The organism is Megasphaera vaginalis (ex Bordigoni et al. 2020) (assembly GCF_900240295.1).
Taxonomy (GTDB): Bacteria; Bacillota; Negativicutes; order Veillonellales; family Megasphaeraceae; genus Megasphaera; species Megasphaera vaginalis.
Window position 1 is genome coordinate 159,884 of record NZ_OEQB01000003.1, and the last position, 17,857, is coordinate 177,740.

Here is a 17,857-nt window from a genome sequence, read left to right on the forward strand (position 1 = left end):
ATAGGCGTTTTTCCGCAAGTTGTAAACTCCATATCGAAACAGTTCGCGCCGCCTTCCCAATCCCCTTGGTAACGCAAAATAAATGTCTCTCACGCCGGCGAGAGACATTTATTTTACAGTTTATGGATCATGAAATATATAAGGAGAATCAGCAAGATGATGGAGACGATCCGAATCAACGTTCCTGTCGTAATAAAAAAAGAGATTTTCTTCCCCTTCGGATGCCCTTTCACCGTCTCCTCTCGTCTGTCATTTTCCATCGTTATACGCCTGGCCACGCCATTTCTTTGCCGCCCAGGATATGGGCATGAAGATGCCGGACTGTTTGCCCGGCCTTTTCACCGGTATTGAAAATGACGCGGTAGCCGTCTTCTGCCAATCCTAGCAAGGATGCGACTTTTTGAATAGCGAAAAGCATTTTTCCCGCAACAGCGGCATCCGCTTCCGTCAACGCCGCTATACTTTGCACATGCTTTTTGGGAATAACGAGGACATGTACCGGCGCCACCGGGGCAATATCCTTGAAAGCAAAGAAATCATCGTCTTCATAAACTTTCGTGCTGGGAATTTCCCCTTTACTGATTTTACAGAACAAACAATCTTCCATAACTATCTTTCCTCCTTTATAATGCCTGATAATATATCCTTTTCCACGCCCGTAAGAATTACGGGCACGACCGTCCCCTGCACATCGGTACGTAAATTCGTCAGTTGCACACGCTCATACTGCTCGGAAAACCCTTCTCCCCAATTCCCTGACTGCTTTTCGATCAGCACCTGTACCTCCCGGCCGACCAGCTTCTGTAACAATGCCGCTTTTTGGCGCCGCGACAATGCGTTTACGATCTCAACGCGCCTTTTTTTCACGGCATTTTCCACCTGATTCGGCATATCCGCCGCCGGCGTTCCCTGCCGCTGCGAATACGGAAACGCATGAATATGGGAAAAATGCAAACGCCCCAATGTTTCCAACGTCTCGGCAAAAAGCGCCTCCGTTTCGCCGGGAAATCCGAGAATCAGATCTGTTGAAACGGTCAGTCCGCCGATCCGATCTTGCAGCCCTTCGATAAGCGCAATATATCCGTTTTTTGTGTAGTGACGGCCCATGGCCCGCAAAATCGTATTCGATCCCGACTGAAGGGGCAAATGAAGATGAGGACAAATACGCTCGGACGAGTTCATCACGTCGATCAGGTCGTCACGGATTTCCACAGACTCGATCGATCCCATGCGTATCCTGGCAACATCCGTTTCTTCCAAGAGCCGCCGCAAGATGAGCGCCAGCGTCGGCCGCGCCGGCAAATCGATACCGTAAGCGCCGAGGTGGATCCCGGTCAAGACCAATTCCCTAAACCCGAACGCCGTCAATCGTTTGGCTTCGGCAATAACCGCATCAGGCTGACGCGATTTCAAGCTTCCCCGCGTGTACGGAATAATGCAGTAGGTACAGAAATTATTACATCCTTCCTGTATCTTCAAATCAGCCCGCGTATGCGCTACTGCCGACGGATATAAAGGAATTTCTTCGAAAACGTCACGTCCTGCCGCCCCCATAATATTGTGAACTGCCCTTACAGCAGCTCCTGAACGCCGCTCCAACAGAGAATCGACGATGCGAACGATCTCTTTCTTTTCATTGGTACCGACAACGGCGTCAACGTCAGGCATTGCCGCCAACACGTCGGGGCTCAGCTGAGCATAACAGCCGGTCACAACGATAAGCGCCGCCCGATTGAGCTTTTTGGCGCGACGAATCATTTGCCGCGATTTTTTTTCTCCCATCTGCGTGACGGAACAAGTGTTGATAACATATACATCGGCAACATCATGAAACGCCGCTTCCTGAAATCCCTTCGAAAGAAACAATCCTCTCATGCTGTCCGTATCATATTGATTTACTCTGCACCCCAAAGTAGCAAAGGCAATTGATGGCATTTTACGTAAATCCTCTTTCATACATAATAATGGAAACCGCTGTCAGCGCCGCTGTTTCCGCCCGCAATATCCGCGGCCCTAAAGAAACGGTATAGCAATGCGGCGCTGTATGGAGCAAGGAAATTTCAGATGGCGAAAAGCCGCCTTCCGGTCCGATACAAATGACGACATCACCGGTTTTGACAAGATTGCAGACCGTTTTAAAAGGCAGGACTTCTTTTTCATACGGCACAACAAAAGAAGCCGCGCCGTACTGTCTTACCAACTCCTGCAACGTCAACACCGAGCCGACAACGGGCACATCCGTTCTGCCGCACTGTTTTGCCCCTTCTAAGGCGATGCGCTGCCACCTCACGACACGGTCGTGCCGGCGGTTTTCGCTTAATTTTACTACACAATGCTCCATTTGTACAGGAATCACCGTATCTGCACCCAGTTCCGATGCTTTTTGTACCAGCCAGTCGAATTTATCATTTTTTAAAATGGCGGCAGCAACGATAATCTTTCCGTCCTGCCGTCTGGGGGCTGCAATCTGTTTCTGCATCTTCATTTGCGCAACGCTCCCGTCCCAAGCGGCAATAACGCAGGCGAACACGGCGCCGGTACTGTCGGCCACTTCAAGAATATCGCCGAGTTCATGACGCAACACGGTCATCGCATGGTGCGTATCTTCTGCCGACAAGGAAAATGTATCGGTAATCGGATGATTGATAAATATACGTCTCATTTCCTTCTCCTCAATAAGACGGCATACCAGCCGTCGCTCAATTCTGCACGGCACCACGCCAGGAATGCAGTCGCAGCCGCAGCCTTCACCTCGTCAATACGCTCATCGATAATGCCGCTGACAATCAGATAAGCACCGTCTTTCATATAGACGCCGACAGTCGGCAGAAGACGCAAAACGGCATCGGTCACCAAATTGGCGACAATGACGTCAGCCTTCATGCCGTCAGCCGGGATAGTCGACAGTAAATCGCCGGTTGACGCTTCCGCAACGGGCGAAACGTCGTTTAACCCGATATTGACGACAGCCTGCGCCACAGCCTGTTCGTCAAGATCAATTGCAGCTACATGAGCGGCGCCCAATTTGGCGGCGGCGATAGCCAAAATACCGGTACCTGTTCCGATGTCAAAGACCAGGTCGCCACCGTTGACTACCTCTTCAAGAAATCGTACGCAAAGCGCCGTCGTAGCATGAAGCCCGCTGCCGAAAGCCAAGCCGGGATCAATGCATATCGCCTCTTCTCCTGCAGGCAGGTTGACGGATTCCCAGGCGGGCACGCACCAGAAATGATCGGATATCTGCGTTGCCTCAAAATACGCTTGCCAACGATACAACCAGTCTTTGTCGTCGACAATCTGCGCCGTAAGTTGAAAACGATGCCAGTGCGGATTAATCGCCTCAATCCCATGCAAACGCTGCCGCAACTGCTGCAGTGCCGCCACATCGCCATCAGCAAAATATACCGTTATCCCGACAGTCGGAGATACCCGCCCGTCTTCGTCAAAAACGCAGCCGCTGCCGCCACATTCGTCCAAGACCACGGCAATGAGATCCGCTGCCCGTCTGTCGGCTATGAGATGTATTTCATTCCACTTCATAGAAAATTCTCCTTGCAGTAAAAGATGCTGCAGAACCTGTCGGCCTGCAGCATCAGTATACCATGTATATTACATTCCAGGAACTATTTTCGGACGGCCCATCCACGTACGGATGGCTTTCTTCAACTTATCCCAGAAGCTTTCCTTTTTTTCTTTCCTTTCGTCCTTCGCATCGTTCTTACTGCTTCGTTTCGGCTTATCTCCATTATCCAGCCACGTTTCTCCGCAAGCGGCGGCAAACTGCTTCAAGAGCTCGCGTTGCCTGTCATTAAGCCGCTTCGGCGTTTCTACCGTAATGCGAACATGGTGATCGCCGCGCCGTTCCTTTACACCTAGGTACGGGACGCCATGCCCTTTGATTCGGAAAAGCGTACCGGTCTGCGTACCTGCAGGAATTTTCAAATCGATCTTGCCGTCAATGGTATCGACACGGATCGTCGTCCCCAACGCGGCTTGTGCAAAGGTAACCGTTTCTTCGGACAGCACATCATTGCCGCGCCGCACGAAAGCTGCATCTTTGCGGACAAAAATATATACATACAAATCACCATGACTGCCGCCGCGCGTCCCCGGCTCCCCTTCGCCGGCAACGCGAAGACGGGCTCCGTCATCAACGCCGGCAGGGATCTTGATCTTCAATTTCTTGCGAATCTTGACTGTTCCCGTGCCGTGGCACATTTTGCACTTGTCATGAATGATTTTACCGCTGCCGCCACAGTGAGAACACGTACGGACATTGACCATCTGGCCGAACGGCGTATTCTGTACGACCCGTTCCTGGCCCGTGCCATGGCAGACGGGGCAGGTTTCCACCTTGCTTCCCGGTTCGGCGCCGCTGCCGTGACAATGATCACACGTATCCTCTTTCGGAACTTGGATCTCCATCTCCGTACCGAAAGCCGCCTGACGGAACGATATATCTACGTCAAAGCGCAGATCGGCGCCTCGCTGCGGGCCATTGGATTGCCGCCGCCCCTGACCGCCAAAGAAAGAATCGAAAATATCGCCGAAGCCGCCGAAGTCGCCTTGACTGAAGCCGCCGAAGCCGCCTTGCCCGAACCCGCCAAAACCGCCTTGCCCGAAGCCGCCGGCAGCGCCGTTTTGAAAAGCGTCCATACCGAATTGATCGTATTGGGCCCGCTTTTCCTGATCGGACAACACACTGTAAGCCTCATTGACTTCTTTAAATTTTTCTTCCGCCGCTTTAGGGTCGTCCCGGTTCTTATCAGGATGATATTTGATGGCCAACTTTCGGAAAGCCTTTTTGATATCGGCATCGCTGGCATCTTTCGGTACGCCGAGAACTTCATAATAATCTCTTTTGCTCATTGGACAACCCCTCTTACATCATTATTATTTCTGATCATCGTCGACGACTTTATAATCGGCATCAACTACTTTTTCGCCGCCTTGCTGCGTCTGCTGTTCGTCGGCGGCATTGCCGGCCGCCTGTTGCGCCTGCTGTGCTTGCTGCTGCGCGCCTTCAGATTGTTTATACATTTCACTGGTCAGGTCGTAGAGAGGTTTCGTCAAGGCTTCGGAGGCCGCTTTAATTTTATCGACATCATCGGCTTTTACAGCTTCCTTCAAGGCGGCAATCTTATCCTTTATTTCAGAAACCTTACCTTGATCGGCTTTATCGCCGAAATCCTTGATCGTCTTTTCCGCCTGATAGATCAGAGAGTCGGCGTTATTCTTAGCTTCAATGCCTTCTTTCCGCTTCTTGTCTTCCGCTTCATGAGCTGCGGCTTCCTTGACCATACGGTCGATTTCACTCTGATCCAAGCCCGAAGAAGAAGTGATGGTAATCTTCTGTTCCTTGCCCGTGCCGAGGTCTTTGGCGGAAACGTTGACAATACCGTTGGCATCGATATTGAAGGTTACTTCAATACGGGGAATACCGCGAGGCGCCGCCGGGATACCGGAAAGCTCGAAACGTCCCAAGGTCTTGTTATCACTGGCCATTTCACGTTCACCCTGCAGGACGTGGACGTCAACAGACGGCTGATTGTCGGCCGCCGTCGAGAAGACCTGGCTGCCCGATGTCGGAATCGTCGTGTTCCGTTCAATAATTTTTGTAAATACGCCACCCAACGTTTCGATACCGAGAGACAACGGGGTAACGTCGAGAAGCAGAACATCTTTGACATCGCCGACGAGAACGCCGGCCTGAATGGCGGCGCCGACGGCGACGCATTCGTCCGGATTAACGCCCTTATTCGGTTCTTTGCCGAGAATCGATTTGATAGCTTCCTGTACAGCAGGAATACGGCTGGAACCGCCGACGAGAATGACCTTATCGATTTCATCGATGGAAAGGCCGGAATCGGCAATTGCCTTGCGAGTCGGTTCCATCGTGGCATGCACCAGATCGGCCGTCAATTCGTTAAATTTAGCGCGCGTCAAATTCAGATCCAAATGCTTCGGCCCTGAAGCATCTGCTGTAATGAAAGGCAGATTGATATTGGTCGAAAGGACGGTGGACAATTCGATTTTGGCCTTTTCGGCAGCTTCCTTCAGACGCTGGTCGGCCATCTTGTCCTGCGACAGATCAATGCCCGTCTGACTCTTAAATTCACTGACCATCCAGTTCATCACAGCAGCGTCAAAATCATCGCCGCCAAGGCGGGTATTGCCGTTCGTAGCCTTAACTTCAAAGACGCCGTCACCCAATTCGAGGATCGATACGTCGAAAGTACCGCCGCCCAAGTCAAATACAAGAATCTTGCCGTCGCCGCCCTTATCGAGACCGTAAGCCAATGCGGCGGCCGTCGGTTCGTTGACGATGCGCAGTACATCAAGACCGGCAATTTTACCGGCATCCTTTGTGGCCTGACGCTGACTGTCGGAGAAATATGCCGGCACGGTAATAACCGCTTGCGTCACCTTTTCTCCCAAATAAGATTCCGCATCTTCTTTCAGTTTTTGCAGTACCATGGCCGAAATTTCCTGCGGTGTGTACTTCTTGCCGTTCGCTTCTACCGTATAGCTTTCACCCATATGGCGCTTGATGGACGCGATTGTATTTTCCGGATTGGAAACCGCCTGCCGTTTCGCCAACTGGCCGACCAACCGTTCACCGGTCTTTGAAAAGCCGACGACAGACGGTGTCAGGCGCGATCCTTCCGTATTGGTAATAACCGTCGGTTCGCCGCCTTCCATAACAGCAACTACCGAATTCGTCGTACCCAAATCAATCCCAATTACCTTTGCCATTGTAAATTCCTCCTCTTATCCTTCGGTTCCGAAATTAACCGTTAAACACTACTTTTACCATTGCCGGACGCAACGTCTTTTCGCCGATCAGGTATCCGTTCTGCAATACTTCCGCCACCGTATCATCGGCATACTCTTCATGGGCTATACGCATGACGGCCTGATGATACAACGGATCAAAAGGCTTGCCGAGGGCTTCCATCTTTGTGACGCCTTCCTTAGCAAGTACTTCAACCAACTGTTTGTAAATCATATCATAACCTGCGACGAATGACTTCATCTCCTCAGTCAGTTCATCTTGCGGCGTCTGCAAGGCCCGCTCGAAATTATCGAGAACCGGCAGGATTGACAGCAACACTTCACTTTTGACCAGTTCCGTCAGCTGCAATCGCTCATTGGCAGAACGCTTTTTAAAGTTGGCAAAATCCGCCTGAAGGCGAAGATACCGATCCTGCGCTTCCTGCAAAGCGCTGTCGTCCCGACCTTGTTCGGCCTCCGCTTCGGCAACTTCCGTTTCCGCTGCCGTCGCTTCATCAGCCGTATTGACCACATCCTCCTTCACTGCTTCCGTCTCGCTCGTTTCCTGGTTCACTTTCGTTTCTTCTTCATTCATACCTGCGGCGACCTCCTACCTCTCTTTATGATAATGCTCCAAAATACTTGTTACATGTTCTTTCATAAAATCAAGCAAGCCGATGATTTTTGCGTATTCCATCCGCGTCGGTCCTAAAACGGCAACCTTGCCGAGAACCATATCATTGGCTTTAAATGTTGCCTCGATAATGCTGCAATCGCTGATCGGGGCCAGTCGTGTTTCTTCGCCAATCCGTACAGTAACGGACTGGCCCGTACTATTCTCATCATACAGCAGATCAATGACGGCGTCCCGCTCTTCCAACATGCTGAAAATGGACTTGGCCTTATCCACATCCTGAAACTCGGGCTTATTCAAAAGCTCGATCGTACCGCCTTTATAAAGCTGGTGACGGCGCAACGACTTATGCACGGCTTGAAAGGCCATGCGATACAATTCGACATCATCAACGATATTGCCGTGAAACGTATTCAACAACTCCATATCGATAGCAGCGAGCGGCGTCCCCGACAAATAATGCGTCAGCTTTTCGGCGATAACATTCAACTCGTCAATATCTACCCCGTCAGGCTTCAGGTACGTACAGCTTTCGACCTGACCCGAGTCGGTGACGACAAGCATAATCACGCGCCGGTTGTTGAGAGGCAAAAACCGAATGTACTCCAACAATGACGTCGGCTGCTGTGAAGCCATGACGAGAGACACATTATGGGTAATTGTCGATAACAATTTGGCCGTTGACTGAAATATCTGATCGACATCATCCATCTTGCCGATAAACCATGAACGGACAAACTCTTTCTCCTCTTTGGAAAGCTGCGCCGGTTCCAAAAGACAGTCAACATAAAAACGATAGCCTTTGATCGACGGAATCCGTCCTGCCGACGTATGCGGCTTTTCCAGGTACCCCATCATCTCCAGGTCAAACATTTCATTCCGTATCGTCGCGGCGCCGACACCCAAATCATACTTCCTGGCAATCGTCCGAGACCCGATGGGCTCGGCAGAGGTGATGTAATCCTGAATAATAGCCTGCAATATTTTTTGTTTTCTGTTATTCAGTTCCATCGTACCACCTCTGTTTTCTTTCCTCTATTAGCACTCTTCTTGCAGAGTGCTAAGGACTATATAAAAGATAACATGATCGGAATTGTTTGTCAATAGATTTAGTCAAAAAGTCAAACTTTTATTTTCCCTTACTTTGTCCTTTTGTCGAAAGCCTCTTCTCCACTCATCCCGTTTTTTGTCGACAAACTGCAACCATCCCTTTTGACGGCCGCTACTATCCGACAAAAAAAGAGACCGCCCGTGGACAGTCCCTCTTTTTCTCGCAAAACCGGCATCACATGATCTGAGCAGCGACTCATTCTCCTTCATGCCGTTTAATTCGATAACTCGTCAAAGCCGCCATTGCACATAACAAAATATCCAAACTCCAAATCAGCGTATAACTCCCTGTCTGTTCAATTAGAACGCCGCCCAGCCAAGAGCTGATGAAAGCGCCGATCTGATGACAGACGAACGTCATGCCGAAGAGAAACCCGATCGTCTTTGCCCCAAACCGTCGCGACACGATTTCCGACGTCGGCGTAACCGTCGCATCGCCGGTAAGCCCCAGTATCAATGCAAAGATGATGGCTGTCGTAAGATTTTTCAGCATAGCGAACATAAACAGGGCAACGATCACGGCGCGAACTGCGTACTCCGTTCCCAAGACGTTCTTCAGTGAAAATTTGCTGCATAAGAAGCCGGATAATACCGATCCCGCCATCGTAGCCACGCCGAAAAACGTATAAATACCGGCGACGACGCCTGCCGTTATACCGTATGAAACGAATTGCGTTACAAGATGTGTCTGAATGATGATCATATGAAAACCGCACGTACTGAACCCAAGCATTAAGCGCCGAAAATCGGCTTCGCGCAAGGCCGTGCGCAAGAGACGCAGCGACGACTGCTCAGCGCCTGACGCCGCTGCCGAATCCGCTCCATCGACAACAGTGTTCCCCTGCATCATACGAATCCAGAAAATAATGGGGAAAATCAAAAGGGTCGGAATCGCTAATACCCACAATGAGCCGGCTACACCGATCTGACTGTTCAGCAATTGGAGTACAGGCGATAAAACCGCACTGCCGATACCGCTGGAAGCATTCAATATACCTGACGCTGCCGAGGCTTTTTCTTTACCGATAATCGGCGAGATCGTCCCCATGAGAATGCCGAAACAAAGCGCACCGCTACCGGCCCCCAAGGCAATTCCGAAAGTCAGAAACAAGGTCAGCACACTACGACAAAAAGGGGTAAATATGAGCCCGGCCAAAAACAAAACGGTACCAATACACAAAACGAGGGTGTTCGATCTCTTTAAGGCCAAAGCTCCCCAAAGCGGCTGCGTTATACCGTAAAGCAACTGCGTAACCCCCATGACGAAACTGACATCGGCATAATGAATTGCCGTAAACGAGGACAACGCCGTAATAATCATACCAAAATTCGCACGTAAACCGCCACGAGACAAGCAGCTGCAATCAGAACGACAACGCGTTTTGCCTTGTGTCCTTGTCCTTCTGTGATCGCCATCATCATTCCCCCTCTTACATATATCGCGCAATCGCATTCGATAGTATAGCAAAAGGCGGTCTGCCTGACAAGGCGAAGTTGATCCTTATTTTCTTTTTATCGTTCTCATCGGCGGCAGGCAAAAATCGATTCTGCAAAATTGTCGAAAGCCGGCCGGCCGAAAATCTCCGCTTAACGCGTATGTGTCCAGAGCTCATGACATCTATACTCCCGCACAAAAAAAGCAGCACTTCCGTACTCATGCGTAAAGTACGGAAATGCCGCTTGCTCCATCAGGCTGATGGAGAAGAACTTTTCGCCCGATTAAATCTTACAGCCGCCAAATTCCGGAGAACAGCCGCTGATATCGGCTTTGAATTCTTCTTTGCCGAATTTTTTGCTCCACAGGCCGTGCAAATTGCAATAGGCATAAACGATACCGGATTCAGCACCTTCAAATGTCGTTTCCGGAGCCTGACCGGGGAACAATTTGTGAATTTCCATTCTGTGTCCGCTAGATAAAGCAATCCATTGGATGTAATGTTCGTCAGTCATCGGATGTTCTACGGAACCGACAGTAACATTCACTCTGCCGCCTTCCACTTTTACGTCAGGAACGTGTTTTTCCTGTGCCGCATCAGTCGAACCGGCAACCAATTCCACCATCGGATCACCGCAACAGGAAAGCGTTCTGCTGTCGCCTTGTACGGTTACTACGATATTTCCACATTTTTTACATACATAGAATTTTAATTCGTCCATGATAGCACCTCCAAAAGATATATGGTGTACGACAATTGTCGTATACGCTACGTAATTAAAACTAATTAATAATTGTTTTCTGTTATTATTATATAGTACTACGGAAAATAACGCAAGTATATTTACCTCAAATTGACAAAACATTTTGGTTGCATATCATCGCTCACAGTATATACAATAACCGCTGCCGGCCTGCTTTATAAACAGGCACTCCATACAACGCAACAAAAACGAAACGGGGAAACTGTTGCCAATTGCGCCACAGGTCCACAACATGCGCGGAAAATGCCGTCGATTGAGCACTGCGCCGTCAATCCGCATTCTCCTTTTTAACGGCTGCATTGCAGCCATGTACGGCGCATACAGTCTGTGCTTCCCCTTATTTCAGTTTTTCTTCCCACTCCTCTTCCTTGAATCCCGTAAGAACAATATTTCCATACAAAACCAGGGGCCGCTTCACGAGCATGCCGTTCGAAGCCAGTAACTCGAGTTGTTCGTCTTCATTCATTCCGGCCAGTTTTTCTTTTAAGTTCATTTGTTTATACAACTGGCCGCTCGTATTGAAAAATTTTTTTAACGGCAGCCCACTCTTTTGCTGCCATTCCTTCAACTCTTCAACGGTCGGGTTCTCCTGAACAATATGCCGGTCCGTATATACCTTTTGCCGTGCATCCAACCACTTTTTCGCTTTTCTGCAAGTCGCGCACCGCGGATATTCCAAAAACACCATGATAACACCCTCTCCTTCTGCTACCCCGTACGTTTTCACATATGAAAAATTGAATCAATAATATACTACACGCTGTGAATCGTTGTCTTTTTTTGCAAAAAAAGACAGTCTCACGTCCGAAAACTGTCTTGCTGCAAAAACAACTGAGACCGGCTTATTGACAACCTGCTTCTCCTGTCCCGGCTGCATCATCCAGACGCTTCTCCGACATTTTTTCAGGCGCCGCCAAAACGATATTAAGGAGTAACGCCGTCAAGGTCCCCGTAGAAATCCCGGAGGAAAAGATCATTTGCAGCATGCCCGGAAGATTCCGAAGTATTTCCGGCTTTACAGTTACTCCGATGCCGAGGGCAAAAGAAACGGAAATAATCAGGAGCTCCCGATCACCTAAATGAATACTCGCCAGCGTTTTGATCCCCTGGGCCGCTACAAGGCCGAACATAATCACACCTGCGCCGCCCAGGACGGCCGACGGCATCACGGCAATCAGGGCGCTGAGTTTCGGAAAAATCCCCAATATCGTGAGAATCGCGCCTGCCAGCACCATAACTCTGCGGCTGGCAACCTTTGTCAGTGCGATCAGGCCGACATTTTGTGAAAAAGCCGTATTCGGTCCGGCGCCGAAAAGTCCGGCGAGCAAGGATCCTACACCGTCACAAAGAACCCCGGAAGCCACCCTGTCACTCGACAATTTTTCGCGAGACGATTCTCCGATGGCAATCATGATCCCTACGGTGCCGATTGTGGAAACCAGATAAGCCGGAACAAACGCCAAGGTAGAGGCCAGATCGAAAACGAATCCGTAGCGAAATATATTGGGAACAGCCAGCCATTCTGCCGTCGCCACCGGTGTCAGATCCACCATCCCCAAGGGTATGCAAAGAATATACCCTGCGACCATACCGATAAACACGGCCGCCGTACTGCTTATGCCCTTGCCGTAATGATTCAACAAGAGCGTCAGCAGCATGATGGAAAAGGATACGGCAAGATTTTCAAGGGAACCATAATCCTTGGCGCCCACGCCGCCGGCAGCCCAATAGATGCTGACCGGCAAAAGAGTAATCCCGATCAAACTGACAACGGTACCGGTAATCAGCGGCGGAAAAAATTTCATCAGCGGCCTGATAAAACGGCTCAGTACGATTTCCACCAGAGAACCGGTCATCGTCGCCGCCACGATCCCGGCCACGCCGAACTGAGCGCCGACGCTGATAGACGGATTGACAAAGGTAAAATCAGTCCCCATCATGCCGGACACACGGGATCCGACTGGACCGAAACCGCGAGATTGAAGAACCGTCGTAATCCCTGAAACAAAAATAGTGGCGCTAACCATCAGCGACGTCTGCTCAACAGACATGCCCAAAGCCGAGCAGACGACAAGCGGCACGGCGATGATTCCGGCAAAAGCTGCCAAAATGTGTTGCAAGGCCAAGATCAAGGCCATCCTGACGGGAGGCCTGGACTCAATGCCATACAGCAGCTCATCACCGGTTACGACCGTTTCCTTTTCAACATCACATTCCATAAACTGACCACCGTCCAATTGTAAGCTATTATAATGAATACGTTATTCTATCACACTTTTTACGGTCAATGCCAATGGCGCCGCGTTACAGTTCATCAGTCAGCTCCCTGATCTTTTCCTTGGCCTGCGTCAATACGGCGTCGCCCTGCGGCGTAACGGAATAATATTTACGGACCTTCCCTTCCACTACACGCTCCGCTACCGTCACCAAACCGGCCTTTTCCAAATTGTGAAGAATGGGGTATAACGTGCCGGCACTTATTTCATAACCATGCTGCCGCAATTCGGTGATCATCCATGACCCATAAACAGGATCCTTCTTTGCATGGTGAAGAATATGAATTTGTATAAAGCCTAAAAAGAGTTTTCGTAAGATCGCATCTTGCACGTTGATTCCTCCTGTGTTATATTAATATCGAAATTCGATAACGATTTTAGATATCTAGTTTCGTTATTAAGTTATTACTAAGATACCATAGATAAAAAATAGCGTCAAGGAGGCCCCATGATGCACCCGATTATTAGCACAGAAGCGCTCTCTTTTCAAAAAATGCTGCATTACCCGGACATGGCTATTGAAAAAAACGCCGTCACCTTCATCAGCGGCCCCAGCGGCTGTGGAAAAAGCACGTTGCTGAAGCTGTTTAATGCCACACTTTCCCCGCTGACAGGCTGTATACGATATAAGGGAACCGATATTTCCCTTATCAATAAAATTACTTTGCGAAGAGCCGTTTTGCTAGTCAAACAGACTCCCTACTTATTTCCCGGAACTATTTATCAAAACTTCCTATCTTACCACACTATCCAGGAACGGGCCTGTCCCGACAAAGAAAGCCTGCGCGACTATCTGTCTGTCTGCTGTATGCCGGCAGCATGGAAAACGGAGTGCCGGACACTGTCAGGCGGCGAACGACAGCGAGTCTTTTTGAGCATCGCCCTCAGCCTGCGCCCGGAAGTACTGCTTTTGGATGAACCTTCTTCCGCGTTGGACAAAGAACTGTCAGTCCGTGTTCTCGACAATATTGTCCGGTTTGCCAAACAGAATCGCCTGACGTTAGTGATCATCAGTCACGACACGGATTTACAATCTTCTTTTGCCGAACATACGATTACATTGAGGTGAGAATAATGGCAGAAATTACACCGCTCAGTATAGATCGATTTCTTCTCATATATCTGCTTTTGCTGATTATATTGATGATAATGAAAAAATGTAAAATACGTCAGAGCCGCCTGCTGCTCCTGGGCAGTCTGCAAATGACGGTCCAACTGGTATTGGCAGGATGGTTGCTGACCTATATTTTCAACAACGCCGAACCGCTGTACACGGTCATGTATGTACTCGTCATGATCGGCTTCACCATCCGCCGCGTCTTGTCAAAAAACCGCGAGCTGAATAAAAAGTTCCGCCTTTACATCGCGCTGACCTTGTCCATTTCCGGCATAAGCATCATCGTCTTTTTCATTACCTGCGTCATTAAGGAAAATTTTTTCAATCCTCAATATGTCATCCCGCTCAGCGGCATGATCTTCGGAAATGTAATGACCGGTTTGAATCTGGGCTTGAAAACATTTCGTGAAAGTATCGACGCCGAAGGGGAAAAGATAGAAGCATTGCTGAATTTCGGCGGTACGCCGGACGATATTTTGCGCCCCTTTGTTTCTCAAGCATTGGAAACTGCACTGTTTCCGACATTGAACTCCATGGTAGGCATGGGAATTGTATCCTTGCCGGGAATGATGACCGGTCAGATTCTGGCCGGCGCCATACCTGCCACGGCCATTCTGTATCAAATTGCAATCATGATTGCAATCGCGACGACAGTCTGCTTATCCGTATTCGGCTCGCTGTACTTGGGCTATCGGACAATCTACAATAAGGACGCGCAAATACTCTTTCTCCGCCATTAGCACTGCAAAAGCCGTGTCAATGGCAAACCGCTGCAGTCGCACCATGACTGCAGCGAAATCTGTACCGCACCGTCTGCTCGCCGCAGTCCTTACGACAGTGTCGCAAAAAAAAACGATAAAGGTAGCCATACTGGGATATATAATGGTATTGCCACCGTCGTACATACTACACAGTCATCAACAGTCCCCATATTCCGTGAAAAAAGCGCAGACGTCTCCTTTGCTCATTACGGCAACATATCTATCGTTTCTCTCTTTGAAGCACTACTGCGCCGCTACGGCATTATCCACCGGAGAATCAAGCCTTGCAGGCTACGACATAACGACAATGTAGGACACGCTCATCGCAAAAACAACGAATATTGTTATGTCTGCTATCGCGTTCATTCACTGACCGATTTCGCGAAACAACTCACCGTACTCAATCGCAAGTACAACCAGTTTTCTCATGCGTCAGCCGCACAGGAAGTTCCCTCTTGACATCCTGCGTTATCCCAATGTGTAACATATCGTTAACAAAACAATGCCATTTCGGCGCAGATTACAAGGGATTTCTAAAAGATCTCCCCGAACGTATTTTGCTGCAACGAAAGGCCAGTCCAGCGTACGGGAATTCCATAAATACTTACAACAGGCTATCGAAGCCAAAGGCCGCCAAATAGATCATCACAATCATTACCCATGTCGGCAAGCAGAACGGCGGCACAAACAATACTGTCATGCAAATCCGCCTCGCTTCCATGATGGTAGCGTTATTAAGAACAATCTTTTTCCTATAGCGTTTCCGTCGTCCATCTTTCGTAAAGATATAAATCCAGGGATTTTCATAAAGCCACTGAATTCCATACCTAACGAGGACAATCGGCACAACAGGCACGGCAATGTAAAACCAGACTGCGGACCCGCTAAGCTCCAGGCTGTCAAAATCAAATTCATTGATCAGCAGGGTTGCGATAACAGGGAAGAAAACGGTAACGACACTAAGCAACGCCATGTATACGGTCCTTTGAGCCGAATAAACTGTATAGCTTACCGGCGTCAGCCGCCCATCGATCCGATGCATGAAAACAGGCTCTTCAATCCTGCGTTTCAGAACCTTATCGTTGATAACCAGCTTTCCATTTTCACGATGGTAGGTCTGTTCACCTGAATTGAAAATTTTCTTATAATAGCTGAAGCCGAATGCTGTACTTCCTCCATCCTGAAACATACACGCAAATACGAGCAAATAGAAAAAACCTAATACCCCTGTAAGATAAATGCTGTCCATCAACGGAAGTCCGCCTAAAAGGATCGCACTAAAGGTCGCCCCCGGAGAGACAAGAAGAACCACGATTCCCTGAAGCCACCATGGAACAGACAGGTAGGAACTGTATTTCTCAGCAAGTACGCTTACTTTGCCGGTCTGGCCGTTCACAGCCGCCTCGATATTATCGCTTATTAGGTAATATACGGGGAGCAAAACCGGAAATTCTATCATCGGCACAACCTCTGTATTTAAATTAATAGACTTCGTTCCCCAGAGTTGTTCCATCCGTATGCGGTAATTCGCCTCAGCTTCCGCGGTCATTCTCTCTGAAACCTCCGCTTCATCCAAATCCGATACCTTGACCCTGTGACCTGCCACATAGGCAAACTCACACTCCTTGAGATTGTCCAAATCAAATAGTTCCATCGCATCAAGGACAAGATTATTCAATTGCCTGGGACAATTTGATAAATTCTCCTTTCAAGTAGCCGGACGCTTTAAATGCGGTGGCACCACTGCGCTTATTCACCGTACAATGCACCGGTCCCTGAACCATTTTATAGGGAAGATAATATCCTCTTAATGCCGATATTTTAGTTTTCAAATGCTTTGCTTCGGGCTTACCGCTGTTCTGATCACACCACTGGGAAAGCCTTTCTGCCGCCTCATCACGCGTCAAGCCAAAAGGAATGACATACTGCGGAAGCTCGGAGTCCATCGCGTAGCGTTTTCTGAGCAGATTTCTCCCGCAGAATTCGCAACGGGATAAGGACTCACTTTTCTCAAAAACGATCGTAGCGCCGCAACCAAAACATGAGGTGGTTTCAAGATCATAGTCCGGCCTTTCCTGATCGTCCCGTTTCTTGAAAAGCAGATCCTTTTCACGTTTGGCATTCTCAATACTTACCTTGCCTCCGCAGTACTGGCAGAAGTACGCCTGATGAACATGCAGGCGCCCGCAGTTGGGGCAATAAATAGTACGTATGTATCTTTCCCAAGGCCATGCCTTCCTTTTCAATAAACCATTGCATGCCGATAGATTTCCATAAATCAGGAAAAAAATAACTACTACATGTCCAAACCGTGCCAGTTTTTCAGAAAACACTCACGCCAACGCCTTTTCCTGCCGCTAATTTTTCATCTTCACCGTCAGCGCCACCGTCTCCACAGATATTAATCACATCTTGATGATAACGATGCATCACGAATAAAATCTTCACATTCGTTACACAAGGCCGTTGGCAAAGAGAATACTGCTGAAGAATACCTGTCAAAGGCGGATTAAATCCTTACAAACTGAAATTTGTTACACTGCCTTTCTTCGGAACATTCCTTCAAAAATTGACGTTATCAACATTTCTTTTTTTCGTCTTTGGCGCAGTTGCCTGATAACTCATGTCGAGCAGCATTTTGATTTTGTCATCCGAAACGCTGCCGTCCAGTGCAACGGTAATCCAATTGCTCTTGTTCATATGATACGCCGGAAAGAAACCGGGGGCCTCCCGTAATGAGCCAATCAAAATCGGGTCGCACTTGAAATTGACTACATCCAACAGTTCCTCACCCTGCAATCCCAACTTGTTCTTTGGAATATCCATGATGAGGGCAAACCATTTCTGATTGTTCCAATGGCGAAACACTTGATAATTCGGATACTTGCGCCACGGATAACCTTCATCTGCGTCATACGTTTCCATTATGAATGATTCCAGTTCACTGCGCTTCATAACTTCATCTCCACAAATTCAAATTGTCTTT

Annotated in this window: 20 protein-coding genes; 2 read left to right on the plus strand and 18 right to left on the minus strand. The window is 48.9% G+C overall.

Features of this window, described 5'->3' with window-relative positions:
• Positions 1-113: 113 nt before the first annotated feature.
• The 14 genes from C0977_RS10850 to C0977_RS05065 form a co-directional block, all read right to left on the minus strand.
• Positions 114-260, minus strand: coding sequence for a hypothetical protein (locus tag C0977_RS10850; protein ID WP_159459036.1), 147 nt, complete (start codon positions 258-260; stop codon positions 114-116).
• A gap of 2 nt (positions 261-262) precedes the next feature.
• On the minus strand, positions 263-607 hold the full coding sequence (locus tag C0977_RS05005) for a histidine triad nucleotide-binding protein (protein WP_023053557.1): 345 nt from the start codon (positions 605-607) through the stop codon (positions 263-265).
• 2 nt (positions 608-609) lie between these two features.
• Positions 610-1,935, minus strand: coding sequence for a tRNA (N(6)-L-threonylcarbamoyladenosine(37)-C(2))-methylthiotransferase MtaB (gene mtaB, locus C0977_RS05010; RefSeq protein ID WP_101912636.1), 1,326 nt, complete (start codon positions 1,933-1,935; stop codon positions 610-612).
• A 1-nt stretch (position 1,936) separates the two neighbouring features.
• On the minus strand, positions 1,937-2,662 hold the full coding sequence (locus C0977_RS05015) for an RsmE family RNA methyltransferase (protein WP_101912637.1): 726 nt from the start codon (positions 2,660-2,662) through the stop codon (positions 1,937-1,939).
• Positions 2,659-3,540, minus strand: coding sequence for a 50S ribosomal protein L11 methyltransferase (gene prmA, locus C0977_RS05020; protein ID WP_101912638.1), 882 nt, complete (start codon positions 3,538-3,540; stop codon positions 2,659-2,661). Before prmA ends, C0977_RS05015 begins: the two co-directional genes overlap by 4 nt.
• A 69-nt stretch (positions 3,541-3,609) precedes the next feature.
• Positions 3,610-4,869, minus strand: a complete 1,260-nt coding sequence (dnaJ, locus tag C0977_RS05025; protein WP_023053583.1) for a molecular chaperone DnaJ — start codon at positions 4,867-4,869, stop codon at positions 3,610-3,612.
• 24 nt (positions 4,870-4,893) lie between these two features.
• Entirely contained in the window at positions 4,894-6,756 is a 1,863-nt protein-coding gene (gene dnaK, locus C0977_RS05030) for a molecular chaperone DnaK (protein ID WP_101912639.1), read from the minus strand.
• 34 nt (positions 6,757-6,790) lie between these two features.
• Positions 6,791-7,369 carry a nucleotide exchange factor GrpE gene (grpE, locus tag C0977_RS05035; RefSeq protein ID WP_023053617.1) on the minus strand — a complete coding sequence of 193 codons (579 nt, stop codon included), beginning with the start codon at positions 7,367-7,369 and terminating at the stop codon, positions 6,791-6,793.
• A gap of 15 nt (positions 7,370-7,384) precedes the next feature.
• Positions 7,385-8,419: a heat-inducible transcriptional repressor HrcA gene (hrcA, locus tag C0977_RS05040; RefSeq protein WP_101912640.1), complete on the minus strand. Its 1,035-nt coding sequence runs from the start codon at positions 8,417-8,419 to the stop codon at positions 7,385-7,387.
• A gap of 295 nt (positions 8,420-8,714) precedes the next feature.
• Complete coding sequence (locus C0977_RS05045) at positions 8,715-9,839, minus strand: MFS transporter (protein WP_159459037.1); 1,125 nt, start codon at positions 9,837-9,839, stop codon at positions 8,715-8,717.
• A 398-nt stretch (positions 9,840-10,237) separates the two neighbouring features.
• The gene (locus tag C0977_RS05050) at positions 10,238-10,675 is read right to left on the minus strand and encodes a desulfoferrodoxin family protein (protein ID WP_023053598.1); all 438 of its coding nucleotides are present in this window, start codon (positions 10,673-10,675) and stop codon (positions 10,238-10,240) included.
• Positions 10,676-11,054: 379 nt separating this feature from the next.
• Positions 11,055-11,405: an arsenate reductase family protein gene (locus C0977_RS05055; RefSeq protein ID WP_023053620.1), complete on the minus strand. Its 351-nt coding sequence runs from the start codon at positions 11,403-11,405 to the stop codon at positions 11,055-11,057.
• A 154-nt stretch (positions 11,406-11,559) separates the two neighbouring features.
• The gene (locus C0977_RS05060) at positions 11,560-12,936 is read right to left on the minus strand and encodes a nucleobase:cation symporter-2 family protein (RefSeq protein WP_101912642.1); all 1,377 of its coding nucleotides are present in this window, start codon (positions 12,934-12,936) and stop codon (positions 11,560-11,562) included.
• 85 nt (positions 12,937-13,021) lie between these two features.
• On the minus strand, positions 13,022-13,324 hold the full coding sequence (locus C0977_RS05065; RefSeq protein WP_023053592.1) for a PadR family transcriptional regulator: 303 nt from the start codon (positions 13,322-13,324) through the stop codon (positions 13,022-13,024).
• A gap of 117 nt (positions 13,325-13,441) precedes the next feature.
• Here C0977_RS05065 and C0977_RS05070 point away from each other — a divergent pair, with 117 nt between their 5' ends.
• Both C0977_RS05070 and C0977_RS05075 read left to right on the plus strand, forming a co-directional pair.
• Complete coding sequence (locus C0977_RS05070) at positions 13,442-14,062, plus strand: ABC transporter ATP-binding protein (RefSeq protein WP_023053569.1); 621 nt, start codon at positions 13,442-13,444, stop codon at positions 14,060-14,062.
• A gap of 5 nt (positions 14,063-14,067) precedes the next feature.
• Entirely contained in the window at positions 14,068-14,850 is a 783-nt protein-coding gene (locus C0977_RS05075) for an ABC transporter permease (RefSeq protein ID WP_023053613.1), read from the plus strand.
• Between the two features lie 625 nt (positions 14,851-15,475).
• Here the strand turns inward: C0977_RS05075 and C0977_RS05080 are convergent.
• Genes C0977_RS05080 through C0977_RS05095 form a run of 4 tightly spaced genes read right to left on the minus strand, consistent with a single transcriptional unit; the run spans position 15,476 to position 17,826 of the window.
• Positions 15,476-16,525, minus strand: coding sequence for a hypothetical protein (locus C0977_RS05080; protein WP_145995075.1), 1,050 nt, complete (start codon positions 16,523-16,525; stop codon positions 15,476-15,478).
• Between the two features lie 16 nt (positions 16,526-16,541).
• The gene (locus tag C0977_RS05085) at positions 16,542-17,204 is read right to left on the minus strand and encodes a zinc ribbon domain-containing protein (protein ID WP_101912644.1); all 663 of its coding nucleotides are present in this window, start codon (positions 17,202-17,204) and stop codon (positions 16,542-16,544) included.
• Positions 17,194-17,373: a hypothetical protein gene (locus C0977_RS05090; RefSeq protein ID WP_101912645.1), complete on the minus strand. Its 180-nt coding sequence runs from the start codon at positions 17,371-17,373 to the stop codon at positions 17,194-17,196. Before C0977_RS05090 ends, C0977_RS05085 begins: the two co-directional genes overlap by 11 nt.
• A gap of 60 nt (positions 17,374-17,433) precedes the next feature.
• Complete coding sequence (locus tag C0977_RS05095; RefSeq protein ID WP_101912646.1) at positions 17,434-17,826, minus strand: MmcQ/YjbR family DNA-binding protein; 393 nt, start codon at positions 17,824-17,826, stop codon at positions 17,434-17,436.
• Positions 17,827-17,857 lie beyond the last annotated feature (31 nt).